The organism is Ruegeria sp. HKCCD8929 (genome assembly GCF_013031405.1).
Lineage (GTDB): Bacteria > Pseudomonadota > Alphaproteobacteria > Rhodobacterales > Rhodobacteraceae > Ruegeria.
The window spans coordinates 92,641-107,297 of record NZ_WPZY01000001.1 but is presented as its reverse complement, the minus strand read 5'-3'; the positions used below and the strand labels follow the sequence as shown (position 1 = coordinate 107,297).

The window sequence follows — 14,657 nt, the reverse complement described above, 5'->3', positions numbered from 1 at the left end:
GCCCCGGATACCGGTCCTTTCACTCCAGGGCAACCGGTGCTGGCCTCAGGCCTCGGCCACCGCCCGCACCTGCTGCGGATAGTGATGCATATTGAGGAAAGCCGCACCCGCTTCACCCGCGCGGTAGCCGTGCGGCAGGTCGGCGGCAAAGCGCAATCCCTGCCCCGCCTGCAGAGGCGCCCATTCCCCATCCCGCAGGATGTCCATCGCTCCGTTGAGCACAAAGACCTCTTCCGTCACACCGGCGGCATGGGCGGCGGACTCGTGGCTCTGGTTCGGGGCAAGCTCGACGTGAAACGTTTCAGCCCCCAAAGCCGGGTCAAAGGGAAAGACAATCTTGACCTCGATACTGCCGGGAAAGGTCACCGTTCGAAACACAGATGCATCAGCCGGATCGCGCATCGCTGACGTGCCGATCAGAGCACTCAGCGGCAATTGGAACCCCTTGGCGATCTTCCACAGGGTCGCAATCGTCGGGCTCGATTCGCCGCGTTCAATCTGACCCAGCATGGCTTTGCTGACACCGGTCAGCTCGGCGACCTTCGACAGGCTCAGCCCCGAGGCTGCCCTTACATCCCTTAGCTTCAGTGTAATGTCGCCCGTATTCGTCATGTTTCCATGCCTGCGCTTGCAAATTCTCCTGTACGTTATAACGCACATGTGCTACGTGCGCTATAACGTCCGCATCCCGAATATCGCAACCGGGGCAAAAGGGAAACAGCATCATGCCATTGTACCGATCCAGAACCTCTACCCATGGCCGCAACATGGCCGGTGCCCGCGGCCTGTGGCGCGCCACCGGTATGGGCGACGACGACTTCGGCAAGCCGATCATTGCTATCGTCAACTCGTTCACCCAATTCGTGCCGGGTCACGTTCACCTGAAGGATCTGGGCCAGATGGTCGCGCGCGAGGTCGAGGCCGCAGGCGGTGTCGCCAAAGAGTTCAACACCATTGCGGTGGATGACGGCATCGCCATGGGGCATGACGGAATGCTGTATTCGCTGCCTTCGCGCGAGGTCATCGCGGACAGCGTCGAATATATGGTCAACGCACACTGCGCCGATGCGATGGTCTGTATTTCGAACTGCGACAAGATCACCCCGGGCATGCTGATGGCCGCCATGCGCCTGAACATCCCGGCCATCTTCGTCTCGGGCGGGCCGATGGAGGCCGGCAAGATCGACATCGCCGATCTGGATGCCAAGAAAATCGACCTTGTGGACGCAATGGTGGCCGCAGCGGACGACAAATACACCGACGAGCAAGTCCAGCACATCGAAGAGAACGCCTGCCCCACCTGCGGGTCGTGCTCGGGCATGTTCACCGCGAACTCGATGAACTGCTTGGCCGAAGCACTGGGTCTGGCGCTGCCGGGCAACGGCTCGACCCTGGCCACGCACGCGGACCGCAAGGAGCTGTTCCTGGAGGCCGGCCGTCGGATCGTCGAGATCACCAAGCGTCATTATGATCTGGACGAGAAAGGCTTTCTGCCACGCGAGATCGCGACCTTCGACGCGTTTGAGAACGCAATGAGCCTGGACATCGCCATGGGCGGGTCAACCAACACGGTGCTGCACCTGCTGGCCATCGCTCACGAAGGCGGCGTTGATTTCACCATGAGCGACATGGACCGCCTCAGCCGCCGGGTGCCCTGCCTGTGCAAGGTCGCGCCCAACATTGAGAACGTGCATATGGAAGACGTCCACCGCGCCGGTGGCATCTTCTCGATCCTCGGCGAGCTCAGCAGGGCCGGCCTGCTGCATGAGGAGTGCAGCACGGTGCATTCGGCTACGATGGGCGAGGCGATTGCCAATTGGGACATCAAGATCGCCAACAACCCCAAAGCGCAGGACCTGTTCAAGGCCGCCCCCGGCGGCGTGCGGACAACACAGGCGTTCAGCCAGTCGAACCGGTACAAAGAGCTGGACACCGACCGAGAAGGTGGCGTGATCCGCTCCAAGGAGCACGCCTTCAGCCAGGATGGCGGTCTGGCGGTTCTGTTCGGCAATATCGCGCGCGATGGCTGCATCGTGAAAACAGCGGGCGTGGATGAAAACATCCTGAAATTCACCGGCTCGGCCTATGTCTGCGAAAGCCAGGATCAGGCCGTCAGCGACATCCTGACCGGCAAGGTCAAGGCGGGCGATGTGGTCGTGATCCGCTATGAGGGGCCGCGCGGCGGTCCGGGGATGCAGGAGATGCTCTATCCCACCAGCTACCTGAAATCCAAAGGTCTGGGCAAAGCCTGCGCACTTCTGACCGATGGGCGCTTTTCGGGCGGCACATCGGGCCTGTCGATCGGCCATGTCTCTCCCGAGGCGGCCGAGGGTGGCCTGATCGGTCTGGTTCATCACGGCGACACGATCGAAATCGACATTCCGAACCGGTCCATTCACCTGGCCGTGGATGACGCCGAGCTTGAGGCACGCCGCAAGGCTCAGGACGAAAAGGGGTGGCACCCGGCTGCGCCGCGCAAACGCAAGGTGTCCACCGCGCTCAAGGCTTACGCCAAACTGGCGACCAGCGCGGCAAAAGGGGCCGTGCGTCAGGTCTGATCTCGGATACCGGCCCGCCCAGGTCGCGGGCCGATTTCGCTTCACCAACCCGGCGGTTCTTTCAAGGGCTATAGCGCTCCCGTGCCCGCCGCGTGTCGCCGGCTGACGCCGACACCCCTTGCGGACTTGGGCCCGGCACCGCGCTTTTGCGCGGTGCCGGGCCCAACGGGAGGAGGGTATCGCAAGATACCTGACGACGGGCGGGAGCCCTCGGGGGCCCGCTCCCGCCAACAATTGCCTGAATGTGCAGCAGATCGGCGAACCGGAGTTTTATTCGCCCAGCTTCGCGTGCACTTCGTCCAGGTCAATCTCGCCGATGGGCATCTTGTTCCCGGGGTTCTCGAAATCGTATTTGAACAGCTCGAAATCGCGTTTGTAGATCTCGTAGACCAGATGCATCGACAGATCATCGAAATAGTCCTCGACCGGATGCGCCCGCGTGGGACCGTGGCCTTCTGATTCGTTGAAGCGGGGGATCTCTTTCAGGTCCACCGAGTGCGGCGTCTGGATGTGATCAAGGACATCCTGCATGCCGTCGTTGAACGCCTCGGTCCAGAAAATCCGGTCATACTGCCCACCATTGGCGATAAAGGTCGCAACATGGCCCGACATGGCCGACCAGTGGATATCCGGGTCCATGGGACGCCGCCACCGGATGGTGTCGCGGGCAAACAGCAAAAACCGCCGGAAGCTCTTTATCTGATCGAACTCCTGCTTGCCGTCATCACCGCCGACCTCGATCCCGTAATTGTAGATCAGCGTTGGCACCAGATTGCCGCGATACCGTTTGCCGTTGCGCTGAATGCCACAGATCTTGTCAAAAAAGGAGCTGAGGATGCGGGTATACGGGTTGCGCACGCAGGTAAACGCATAGGACTTGTGCGACTGCACATTCCGGGTGATCAGATCCTGGCTGTTCTCGAGCGCCCACTTATGCATCCCCGACTGCGCGTCGTGAATGTCGCCCTCAAAGAACGTGCCATGGTCCGAGTAGAACATGATCTGGCCGATGGTCGAGCAAGCACATTTCGGCACCACGCGGTAAACCACGCTTTCGCTTTCCGTCATCCAGGTGCCGGGAAACCCCATGCGCCGCGCCTCCTTCTTCTTTTCTTGCTCACGAACTGAGCCACAGGCCTGCCCGCATCAAAAAACCAAAGAAATCCTGTTTATTCAATTGCTGATCGGCTTTATCAAAGCCATTCAGGAGCAGAAACAGGGGCCATCGTTTCGAGAATGGCGAAAGTTGCCTATATCCTTTTGTGCCACAAGGACCCGGATGCGATTATAACGCAGGCCGAGCAGCTTACGGCAGTGGGCGATTGCATGTCGATCCATTTCGACGCACGGGCGCGCTCTGCCGACTACAAGCGCATCGTCGATGCGCTGGCGGACAATCCGAACGTCACCTTTGCCCGCAAGCGGATCAAATGCGGCTGGGGGGAGTGGTCGCTGGTCGAGGCGACACTTCATGCGATCGAAGCGGCGGTTGACGCGTTTCCAAGGGTTACGCATTTCTACATGCTCTCGGGCGATTGCATGGCCATCAAGACCGCCGAGTACACGCACAACTTCCTCGATGCCCAGGACAAGGATTTCATCGAAAGCTACGATTTCTTTGAAAGCAACTGGATCAAGACCGGTATGAAGGAGGACCGGCTGATCTATCGCCACTATTTCAATGAACGCACTCAGAAATGGTGGTTCTACACCGCCTATAACCTGCAGAAGCGGTTCGGCCTGACCCGCGACGTGCCTGCCGACATCCAGGTCATGATCGGCAGCCAATGGTGGTGCCTGCGGCGGCGCACCATAGAGCAGATACTGGATTTCACCCGCGACCGGCGTGACGTGATGCGGTTTTTTGCCAGCACCTGGATTCCGGACGAGACGTTTTTCCAGACCCTCGTGCGTCACCTGATCCCCGAACGCGAGGTTGAAAGCAGAACGCTGACCTTCCTGATGTTCTCGGACTACGGAATGCCGCTGACCTTCTACAACGATCACTACGATCTGCTGCTCAGTCAGGACTTTCTGTTTGCCCGCAAGATCAGCCCCGAGGCGCTTGAGCTGAAGACACGGCTGGGTCATCTGTATGCCTCGGAAGGCGTCGAGTTTCAGATTTCGAACGAGGGGCGCAAGCTCTATGCGTTTCTGGCGGGCCGGGGCCGGATCGGGCGTCGTTTCGCGCAGAGATTCTGGGAGACCGAGAATACGTTGGGCCCGGAACGCGAATTGATGATCGTGATCTGCAAGAAATGGCACGTGGCCAAGCGGTTGCTGGATCAGGTTACGCAGGTCAGCAACGTACCCGCGATCGAGTATCTCTTCAACGAAGAGGATACCGCGCTGCCAGATCTGGGCGGTATTCAGACCACCCTGCAAAAGCGCCAGCGCCATCGCAGATCGCTGCTGCGGATGCTCTTTGACTATTTCAACACGGACCGGATGATCATCTGCCTCGACCCGTCCAGCACCGATTTGATGCACGATTTCTGCTCGGACGCCGCGACGACCCGGCTGCTCGAGATCGAATGCGAGTATTCCGACGACTATCTCGCCGGGCACGCCCAGCGGGTCGGGCTGGCCGGAGAGCAGACGGCCCCGGCGGCGCTCGAGCGCCTGCTGCCCACCATTCGCAACGATATTGCGTTTGAATCCGACCAGATCCGCAGCGGAGGCTTTGCCAATGTCGGCCGGATCAGTGAAACCCGCTCACGCGAGGAAAACGCCGAACAGCTGGCGCAGTTCCTGTCCATCACCGAGGAACACGCCATGCAGGTGATGCAGATAGACTACCTGTTCAGCGATTGACCGACCTCAGACCGGCTCGGGCAGGCTGGGCCCACCGGTCAGGATTGCCGTCACCAGCAGTACGGCCGCGGCAACAAACATCTCCAACCGCACCGAGCGGGCGAGATGCCGCGCCGCCTGCCGCTCCCCCCGGTGCATGGCCGGCACAAAACGCAGCTTGTTGGCGGCGCCGAGGCCGAGCAGCACGGACACCAATACCAGCTTGCCAATCAGAACCAGCCCATAGGTCGAGGTCAGGGCCGACAACGATCCGAGCAGACCCCAGGCCATGACCAACCCGGCCAGCAGCAACAGGGGCACAACCACCGCAGCAATCTGGCCGAACAGGTGGCCGACGCGGGCGGCCTCCTCGAAATAGATATCTTCCCGCGCTAGGCGGAGCAGCGGCGGCAGAACCCCGATCCAGAACGCGATCCCCGCAAGATGCAGCCCCAGCGCAACCCGCAGGCCTGACCAGTCTGCGCTGGCAACATGGCCGGACTGTGTGAAGGCGGCGATCAGAATGGCGGCCCCTATCAGGTCCAGACCCCGACCCGTTATCAACCCGATCAGGATCAGCGCCAGACCAGCAACCCGCAGCACCAACTCGGTGCCAACCGGAGTTTGCCACAACAGCATGAGCATTTCCGGATCGGTCAGGCCCGAGGCGTCTCCGGTCAGCGCCGCTGCCCGCAGAGCGAAGCCTAAGGCAGTCAGGACCAGGGCCAGCACGGCGCATACCGCGATCTGTCGGGTGGTCGCAGCCTGCACCTGCGCCGGAAACGGCCCAAGAAACGCGCCCACGACAACGAGCCCCATCGCCAATAGCGCCGAGGCATAGAACAGAAAACCGACAGCTATTGCGCTGAGTGCCCAGACATCCATTCCGGTCTTACTTCACTTCGAACCCGAACTCGCCCTGCATGACGTGCCCATCCTCGCCCAAGCCCCGCCAGTCCACCTGGAACAGCCCGGTGCCGGACACATCGACCGGCAGCATGAATTCGGTGCCAAACCCCTTGTGTTCGCTCAAATCCAGCGACGTGCCGCTGTCCCCGAGCGTCAGTTCCACACGGGTCAGGCGGATCTTCTTGGTGAAGGTCAGCACCACTTGCGACGGCATCTCGGCCAGCACGTCCCCATCGGCTGGAGCACTTTCTTTGATCACTGAATGCGCCAGCGCCGGCATTGCAATCAGTACCATCAGAGCGGCAATCAGAACCTGTTTCATAGCGACCCCCTATTGGATGCCATTGGCCTGTTGGGTCTCCCGAATATAGGCGACGATCATGGCGACGTCGCCCCGGGAAAGCCCCTCGACCGGGGGCATGTTGCCAAAGGGCCAGTGATGCGCCTGCACACCAAGTGCTACGGCCCGCTGGAATGCCTCGTCCCCGTGATGAGATGGCTCGTAGATCTTGTGGATCAACGGCGGTGCCACACCCTGCTGCCCCTGCGCATTCTCGCCATGACAGGAGGCGCATTTGGCTTCGTACACGCGGGCACCGATCTGCGCATTCCCCGAATAGCTGTCCGGTAGGCTGACCGATGCCATCGCGGCCCCGTCGGCAGGCGCCGCATCTGAACCAGTCGGCTGCGCCCTGTTCCACAGATAGGCCCAGGCCAAACCGGCCAGCACCACGACGATCACTGCGATTCTCTTCACGCTGCACTCCTCACATCTGCTGAACCCGGTTCTCGGCGTTCCAGCAGGGGGAGGGTCAAGAGCCTATTTCGACTTCCAGCTGTCCAGCCAGCGGCGGAAGCGGCCGCGGCGCTCGTCGATCGCCTCACCGGCGGCATAGAACCCGTCCTCGACATTTTCGATCATCGGGTCGATCCGCGCCGCGCGGAACCGGCGCCAGCGGACCCAGATCGCCCAGAGGATGGCGAAGAAGATGATCAGGAAGATGATGTTGAACCACGGGATGATGCGCACATCCGGCCCCTCGACCGGCTTGATCGACACCGCATTGGGGAAGATCGACAGGAACTCGTTGCGCCAGCCGTAATGCGCAACCGAGACCCATTCCGGCGCATCCTTGGTCGAGATCGCATCGTTGGCCTCGGTATACAGGTTGGCGGTGTCAAACTTGAAATAGGGCGGCCAGCTCCAGCCGGTATCCTCGTTGCGGTAGACGATAGGGCGTCCGTTGGCCCGCACCGCCTGAATGAACTGCACATCCCGGTTGATTAGGTTTGCCGACTGATCGTCCGGCACCGCCCAAAAGATGCGGGTCCAGTCGTTCAGCTCTTGCCGTTCCTCATAGGTGTTGACGATCCGCACCACGTCATGCTGCGGCAGCGTGTATTGCAGGAACGCGCCAAGGGTGATCCAGAAGATCAGGATGAACGCCCATTTGACATAGCCCATGGTCCGGGTCCTCACATGAAATTCACAACATAGATCAGGGCCGCAATCGCAACCCACGGCACGATAAAGACCCCGAGGATCAGCTTGCGGCGGAACGAGCTGTCATAGGCCTTGAGCCCGCGCACCACGAACGCCTCTTCATCCCCGGTCCGGCCTTTCTCCCGCCAGCGCGCCCTCAGCTTGCCGCGCCGCACAGCGCGGGAATAGAGCGACAGGGCCACATAGGCAATCGTCTGCACCACCAGCAGAACCAGAACCAGCCGCATCACTCCGAACATGTCAGCCCCTCCTTATCGCGCCCCAGGGGCCGACCCGGCGGATGACCTGCTCGGACGCGCGGTCATCGCCGCTCATATCCTGCTCGTGTCCGAACAGTGCGGCGCGGGCGCCTGCCTTGTCCACCTGATACTCGCGCGCAAGGAAATCGGCAACGAAGGCCTTCTTGGCCTCGGGCCAGGCGGCGTAGGTGCGATAGAACAGCTCCTTGTGGCAGATGAACAGCTGGCGCACGTCCAGCGGCGCCAGTTCCGCCAGCAGCATGTTGACCAGATCGCGCTGGGGCGTGTCGGCGGCGCGCAGCGTGTAGAAATAGGCCGGATGGTCCGAGGTGATGCGCGGCCACGCCCCGCCATCGCTGGCCCAGCGCAAGAGCTGCGCCAGCCCGTGATACGCCTCGGGCAACCGGTCCGCATGGTTGCGCGCCAGCCGCCGCATATCGCTGCGGTCGAGCCCGGTCAGGTCAAGCCCGGCATTGGCGGCGGTGTCGATGGTGATGAAATCCATCTTTTGCTGCAGGATCGCGGCAGCGTCGATCCCGCGCGCCTTGACGATGGGCTCGACCAGATCGTTGTAGTCAAAGAACTTGGCGATACGGTTCCGCTGCGACAGGTCAAAGACATATTTGACCGGCATCTCGCCTTCGGGCTCTTCGCCGGAACAGATCATCGCCGGGTGGTCAAGATCGGGGAACAGGTACAGCCCGCCGTAATGCGCGGTCCAGAAACTGCGCTGCTCGAACACGGTGTGTTTCAGCCGCACCGGATTGCGGGTCACGTCTCCGGTCTGTTTCGCCGTGTCGATCATCTGCGCGATCAGCACGTCGTCGAACCAGGCGTCCTCTTCGGTTTTGAACCGCTCGACCATGCCCGCCAGTTGCTCGGCCTTGCGCAGGGTGCCGCCCGCGGTGTCGGCCTCGATCTCGATCTTTTGCAGGTTGAACAGGTCGCGGGCCGAGGTGAGTTTGATGACCGAGTTCACCAACTCGCCGGCCACCGCATCGGTGGCGGTCAGGGCGAACAACTGCGCTTCGTTCATCTCGATGAATTCGCGCAGGATATCGCGCGAGGTCGAGAATTTGACGTTCAGCAGAGGCGCGCGTTTCTGCTCGGTCGTCAGCAGGATGAATTGCCGGTTGACCCCGTTGGGGTTGAGGTAGAGATCGTCCTCCAGCTCAATCCCCACCTCCGGCGAATAGCCCGAGATATCGACATGGAAATCCGTCAGCGCCGTTGTTTTGCCCGCCAGATGCTGCAGCGCGCGGTTATACCGCTCGACCAGAGCCGGGCTGGAGATGTGGACGAGGTTGCCAAACATCAAGCCTTTTTCGATGAGGCGGATCATGCAATGCCCTCTCGGTAAAGCTGACCTTCAAGCCGTGCGACTATTCGTGCGCTTACAGCCGCGAATCTCCTTTCGGGTAACACTCCATCGACTGGAACTCCATTCACAACGCTAGCGAATTCGGCGTTCATTGCTTGCTCCAGCTCGTTACCCTCAGGATCTTCGAAGGTCGTTACAAGGTTGATCTCCGCCATCAGGCGAATTAGCTGAAATATTGCACTCGAAGCGTCTTCTTTGGGGATGCGCCCTGCTGTTCCAGAGCTAAGGCCAGTTTTAAGATCTATACTCATTTGAAAAGCTGTTGCCTCAAACTGAGCCAACAGCGATTTGAAATCTGAGAGTTCTCTTTTTTTTGCCTCAAGAACCCATAGTTTCTTTTGAAGAGCCCGGTCCAACTTTTGCGCCTTCAGGTTCATCGTCGTAGTCACAAATGAAACGATGCCCGCTGCTATAGCTGTGAGCACCGGAACCCCAACAGCTACTACCAAAGCCTTGTTCTCGGATATAAACAGATTTGCTGCAGCGACCCAGTTCATCAGAAGTTCCACAACATTTTGAAATTTCTGGGTGAACAGGGTTGAGATGCCATCAGTTCATTCGCGTCTCTTACCGGGATGCTCATTGGTGCTTTTTGCTTAATACATATGTTCAGCAGTTTAGCCCCCTCCCCATGGGGGGGAGGGAGGGGGCTGCGCGGCAAAGCCGCGCTGGTTTGCGGGAACATCTGTATGAAACTCATCCCTTCCCCTCCAAATACCGCCGCTTGGCCTCTTCCATCCGGCCCATCTCGCGGACGGCGTTCTCGATGGCGACCTCGTCGCTCTTGTCGGCGTAGCGGAACTCGCTGTCGGCGTAGCGGTTGATCTCTTGTATCACCATCTCGACCGTGATCGGTTGGCGCAGATCCTCGATCATCGCCTTCTTGGTGTCGTAGTCGCGGAACAGGAACAGGTCGGGGTTTTCCATCCACTCGTCGGGCAGTTCGAAATCCATCGCGCGGACCTTGACCGCGTCGGTGATGTTCTTGATCGCGCGGCCGGTAAAGCGCTCATCCGCCTGTTGGATCGCCTTGAGGTAAGTGCCCAGCTTGGCGATGGTGTCCATCTGGCCGATATCGCCGGAGACCCGGTCATAGACCTGCAACAGAGCGTCCTCATGCGGGCGGGCGTGGCTTTCGAAACTGGCGGCGACGGCCTTCTTGATCTCCTGCGCGGCATAGGCGTCGTGCTCACCCAGCGGGATGTCGTGGTTGCGGCCCATCAGCAGGTGCAGGATGTCGATGTAATCCTCGCGCGTTTGCGGCCCGTCCACCAGGAATCGAGCACCCGCCCGCTGGCGCAGGGCATCGTCCACATTCTCGGGGTAGTTCGAGAACATGCCAAAGGTGCAGTTGCCCCGTACGACGGTATTGGCGCCCGCAAAGCTCTCCATCAGCACGGCGGTGATTTCCAGTTGCCCTGCACTGGACTGCCGGTCGCCGCGTTTGCCCGCCAGCTGGTCGATGTCGTCGATGGTGCCGAAACCGATGACCGAGGGGTCGATGATCGTGTTGATGAAGGCCTTGGCGTTCTGGCCGGATTTGCCCTGATAGCTGTCGATATTGTCGGTGCTCAGGTTCTGATAGCGGAACGGATAGCCCGCGTTCTGGCAGTAGTCGTGGATCAGCCCCGCCATCATCTGGATCAGGGTTGTCTTGCCGGTGCCCGGTTTGCCGTCGCCCATGAAGGTAAAGATGAACCCGCCGAGTTCCGCGAACGGGTTCAGGCGGCGGTCAAAGTCGTAGGCCATCACCATCTTGGCCAGCTTCATCGCCTGATACTTGGCGATATGGTTGCCCACCACCTCGTTCGGTTTCTTGAACGTCATCGTCAGGGTGGTGGATTTGGCTTTTGAGGCCGGTTCGAAACCCCTGATCGTCAGGTCATCGGCCTCGATATGCCACGCGACGTTCTGGAACGAGGCCAGATGGCCAGCCGTCTGCGAGCGCAGGGCGGCTTTCTCCATCAATTGCTCAGCATATGCACTGGTTGCCGCGATTAGGTGTGCGTCGTCTGGGGCGTGTTTGGCTAGCGTTTGATCCAGCTCCCACAAAGCACCGTGCAGGGCGAGTTGGCCGTTGTCGGTCAGAACTTCTTCGATCTCACCGATTTCGACCGTGATTTCACCCAGATGCGAGGACATCAGATAGGCCAGTGCGTTGCCGAACGTGTGCGAAGTTATCAGAGCCTCAGCCGTCAGCAGTTCTGAGAATTCGGTCTTGCGCGCGGCAGGCAGATCTCCGGCGAGATTTGCGCGTTTGAGGTCTGCCAACGGAGTCTGTTCCGCATAAGCCTCAGCCACGGCTAGAGCGATGGCGATGGCGCGGCGGATCGCCTGTTGTGTGGTCGCCTGAGGCGGCGAGACCAGCGTGTCGCCTTCATCCGACGCTTCGATCCGTTCGACCAGATGCACCCCATCCGCGCGCGCAGTGCGCCGTGTCACTAGCCCCGGTGTCGTGGACCGAAACCTGCGACCGGTTGAAACCCCCGGAGATCGTTCGACCGGCGCTTCAACGGCCTTGGCAATACGCGGTGCGTGTTCGAACCCGTTCAGTAAAGCGGTCGCTGCCGGATAGTGCTTGCGAATATCGCCTTCGCGCAATTCCATCTGATCTGACGTCAAACTCATCTTCTTCCTCGCAATGCCGGGCTGAAGCCCGGCCTACTCAAATCTCGTAGGGCGGGCTTCAGCCCGCCACCAGCTCAATACCTCAAGACTTGCCCGGCTTTGCTGACCACGAACTTGCGCACATCCGCAAACCCCGGCGGGTTACGCTCAGCCAGCACCTGAAACGGGCGCTGGGGTAGGATGATCGAGCGCTGGGTCCGGGTGGCCCCGGTCTCGGCCCCCTGCCCGCCGAACGGGTCAAGCGCAAAGACCTCACGCTCAACGGTCGAGAACCATCCGGCGCGCTCTTCGATCACCTCTTCGCTCTCCAGCTCCTCGGTGGTCCAGGCCAGCGCCCAATCCTGACCCTCGGGTGCCTGCGCGTCCTCCAGCACCTGCCGTAGGGGTCCGGATTGCTCGGTATAGGCCGAGGAATACATCGGCCCCACATGGATGCGGCGCACGTGTTTGGGGTGCAGATCATCGAAGTCCTGATCGAACCCCTTGGCGATGGTCACCAGTTTCAGCCCGCCCAAAGATTGCGCCATCAGATGCGCCTGCACCTCGGGCCAACGTCGTTGGTCCTTGGGCAGGGCGGTTTTGCCGCTGTCCTCCAACTGCATCAGGTAGATGACCGGCAGGTTGATCTGGCTGTCATAGACCGCCCAATGGACCAGGAACTTGCGCCGCTCGCTCTCATTCCCGACCCAGTGGCACTCGGGATCGTTGCGGGCCCAGAACAGCTCTCCCTTCAGCAATTCCTCGTAGTAGAGCCTTTGGGACAGCGCGAATTGCAGCTTGGTGGGGATGTCCCGGTCGCCGATGATGGTGCGGACCATGTCTGTTTTCAGGTCATCTTCGGACAGCATATTCGCCAGATGCACCTGCGCCTGCTGCGCGTCATTGGCCATGGTCAGCAACTCGGTCGCCACCGGAAACCCGCTGTCGCGCTTGTCCATGGCGAGGCTGCCAAAGAACCGACCCGTATCGCGCCCGACCAGCAGGTATTTCATGGAAAGCGCGCGGAAGGTGTAGAGCAGCCCCGAGAGGTAGCGCGATACGATCCGCACCTCTTGCTTCGAGATCGCGCCCTCTGCCTCCATCGTCGCAGCCACGCGCAGCAGGTGGACGGTGATCACCTCGAATTTGCGGAAATAGCGGCGCGAGGCGAAGGTGTCGGTCAGGCCGACATGGTCTTGGGTGGCGTCATTCACCATTAGTCTCCACCGTCTCCATCACCATCGGCATCCTCTGAGTGAAACCCATCTGTCTCGTTGTAGAAGGCGATTTCCGCAGAAACCGGGTCCTCTTTCCGATAGAGGCGATAAACCACGTGCCCTACAGCAATGAACACAGCAAAGCCCAATATTGGAAACAAAATAGACTCAGTGATCCAGTAGAATACGACACCAATGCCGATCGCAAACCATCGCATGATCATCGCGGTCTCAACCCAATCGGGTAGCTCGATATCCTTGCGCGTTGGCCGGTAGGAGGTGCCCTTGCCGCTGTCTTTCATTGCGACTGCGCCCTTCAAGAGCCCCCATACAAATTCTTGTCATGCTTCTCGACGATCTCCGCGAACCGGCGGGCAAAGCGTTCGTCCGCCTTAGCCTTTTTCTCCAGCACGTCGCGGGCAAAGACCATGTGGTCCTCATGCGCCTCAAGCATGTCGGCCATCTTCTGGTTGGTCGCGGTGCCGATGGCGGCCATCGCAGTTTGCGCCTCCTGGTCCGTCTGCACGCCGATCTCGTTGATGCGGTGGGCAACGTCCTGTTGCTGCGCAGTTTTCAGCGATTTGGTCAGGGCGTCATACAGCACCACGCGCTGCTGCGTGTCCGTCTGCAGCTTGTTGATCAGCACCATCTGCGTCGCAGCCTGGTTTTGCAGTGAATCGACCCAGGTCTTGCCCTTTTCGATATAGCGCTCGAGCGTCTGTGATTTGGCCAGCTTGACCTGCTCGTCTTGAACCTTGGCGTTGTATGCCTTGTTCAGATCCGCCAATTCCGTCTCCAGCTTGGTACGCGCGGCAGCGTCCTGTTCGACGCTGATCTTATTCTCCAGCTCGATGATCTTGGGGTCCATTGCGAGGATCTCGGCGCGCACGCCTTCCAGCTCCTGTACCGTGAATTCCCGGTCATCCAGCGTTGCGGTCAGGTTGGTTTCGACCTTCTCGCGCTGCTCTTCCAGCACCGCCAACTGCCCTTCCAGCAGCTTCACGATCACGTCCGATTTGGCGATCAGGTCCTGCAGCTTGTCGTCGATATTGGCACCACGCATCCGTTCCTGCCTTAGAGACTCGGACTTGCCCTTGGAAAAGATGCCGACAAAGCTCTCCCACCCGGTTTTCGAGCGCATCTCGTCGAAATCCTTGGAAAAGGCCGCCGTGACGTCGTCCAGCCCCATGATCAGCTCGGCGATATTGGCGTTCATCACCTCGGTATGGGCATGCACATCTTCAAGCGTGGCGTTCTCGATGTCGATATCCGCCTCGGCCGTTCCGATCTTGGCCCGCGCCGCTTCGATCCGGCTGGTCAACCCCTCGATCTGCGACTGGCTCTCTTTGACCCGACGCTGAGTTTCCTTAATCATCATCTCGAATTCGGTGTCCGACATCCCGCTGCATCCTTTTCTTGTTATATCACTAACAGATAGGGAATGTTACG

15 protein-coding genes are annotated in these 14,657 nt (G+C 60.2%); 2 read left to right on the top strand and 13 right to left on the bottom strand.

Going from position 1 to position 14,657, the window contains the following annotated elements:
* Nucleotides 1–45 precede the first annotated feature (45 nt).
* Complete coding sequence (locus tag GOX53_RS00535) at nt 46–612, bottom strand: helix-turn-helix domain-containing protein (RefSeq protein WP_171173037.1); 567 nt, start codon at nt 610–612, stop codon at nt 46–48.
* Nucleotides 613–725: 113 nt separating this feature from the next.
* Here GOX53_RS00535 and ilvD point away from each other — a divergent pair, with 113 nt between their 5' ends.
* Nucleotides 726–2,558 carry a dihydroxy-acid dehydratase gene (ilvD, locus tag GOX53_RS00530; protein WP_171173036.1) on the top strand — a complete coding sequence of 611 codons (1,833 nt, stop codon included), beginning with the start codon at nt 726–728 and terminating at the stop codon, nt 2,556–2,558.
* A gap of 270 nt (nt 2,559–2,828) precedes the next feature.
* On the opposite strand, the gene GOX53_RS00525 is transcribed toward ilvD, so the two are convergent.
* Nucleotides 2,829–3,647 carry a sulfotransferase family protein gene (locus GOX53_RS00525; RefSeq protein WP_171173035.1) on the bottom strand — a complete coding sequence of 273 codons (819 nt, stop codon included), beginning with the start codon at nt 3,645–3,647 and terminating at the stop codon, nt 2,829–2,831.
* 147 nt (nt 3,648–3,794) lie between these two features.
* Between GOX53_RS00525 and GOX53_RS00520 the strand changes: the two genes are divergently transcribed.
* Nucleotides 3,795–5,372, top strand: a complete 1,578-nt coding sequence (locus tag GOX53_RS00520) for a DUF5928 domain-containing protein (RefSeq protein ID WP_171173034.1) — start codon at nt 3,795–3,797, stop codon at nt 5,370–5,372.
* Nucleotides 5,373–5,378: 6 nt separating this feature from the next.
* Here the strand turns inward: GOX53_RS00520 and GOX53_RS00515 are convergent, their stop codons facing one another.
* The 11 genes from GOX53_RS00515 to GOX53_RS00465 all read right to left on the bottom strand — a co-directional run bounded on the left by GOX53_RS00515 (nt 5,379) and on the right by GOX53_RS00465 (nt 14,607).
* Nucleotides 5,379–6,236: a CopD family protein gene (locus GOX53_RS00515; protein ID WP_171173033.1), complete on the bottom strand. Its 858-nt coding sequence runs from the start codon at nt 6,234–6,236 to the stop codon at nt 5,379–5,381.
* Nucleotides 6,237–6,243: 7 nt separating this feature from the next.
* Complete coding sequence (locus GOX53_RS00510; RefSeq protein WP_171173032.1) at nt 6,244–6,582, bottom strand: copper resistance CopC family protein; 339 nt, start codon at nt 6,580–6,582, stop codon at nt 6,244–6,246.
* 9 nt (nt 6,583–6,591) lie between these two features.
* Nucleotides 6,592–6,963, bottom strand: coding sequence for a cytochrome c (locus GOX53_RS00505; protein WP_254446427.1), 372 nt, complete (start codon nt 6,961–6,963; stop codon nt 6,592–6,594).
* A 117-nt stretch (nt 6,964–7,080) separates the two neighbouring features.
* Nucleotides 7,081–7,725 (bottom strand): DUF1523 family protein, encoded by a 645-nt coding sequence (locus GOX53_RS00500; RefSeq protein ID WP_171173031.1) that lies wholly within the window; start codon nt 7,723–7,725, stop codon nt 7,081–7,083.
* A gap of 11 nt (nt 7,726–7,736) precedes the next feature.
* Nucleotides 7,737–8,003, bottom strand: a complete 267-nt coding sequence (locus tag GOX53_RS00495) for a hypothetical protein (RefSeq protein WP_171173030.1) — start codon at nt 8,001–8,003, stop codon at nt 7,737–7,739.
* Nucleotide 8,004: 1 nt separating this feature from the next.
* A complete protein-coding gene (locus tag GOX53_RS00490) occupies nt 8,005–9,345 on the bottom strand; it encodes a DUF6638 family protein (RefSeq protein ID WP_171173029.1) in 1,341 nt (446 codons plus the stop codon).
* A complete protein-coding gene (locus GOX53_RS00485; protein ID WP_171173028.1) occupies nt 9,342–9,881 on the bottom strand; it encodes a hypothetical protein in 540 nt (179 codons plus the stop codon). The genes GOX53_RS00490 and GOX53_RS00485 overlap by 4 nt, the downstream gene beginning before the upstream one ends.
* 199 nt (nt 9,882–10,080) lie before the next feature.
* On the bottom strand, nt 10,081–12,012 hold the full coding sequence (locus GOX53_RS00480) for an ATP-binding protein (RefSeq protein ID WP_171173027.1): 1,932 nt from the start codon (nt 12,010–12,012) through the stop codon (nt 10,081–10,083).
* 74 nt (nt 12,013–12,086) lie between these two features.
* Nucleotides 12,087–13,208: a hypothetical protein gene (locus GOX53_RS00475; protein ID WP_217351619.1), complete on the bottom strand. Its 1,122-nt coding sequence runs from the start codon at nt 13,206–13,208 to the stop codon at nt 12,087–12,089.
* The gene (locus tag GOX53_RS00470; protein WP_171173025.1) at nt 13,208–13,510 is read right to left on the bottom strand and encodes a hypothetical protein; all 303 of its coding nucleotides are present in this window, start codon (nt 13,508–13,510) and stop codon (nt 13,208–13,210) included. The genes GOX53_RS00475 and GOX53_RS00470 overlap by 1 nt, the downstream gene beginning before the upstream one ends.
* 14 nt (nt 13,511–13,524) lie before the next feature.
* Nucleotides 13,525–14,607: a hypothetical protein gene (locus GOX53_RS00465; RefSeq protein WP_171173024.1), complete on the bottom strand. Its 1,083-nt coding sequence runs from the start codon at nt 14,605–14,607 to the stop codon at nt 13,525–13,527.
* Nucleotides 14,608–14,657: the final 50 nt, after the last annotated feature.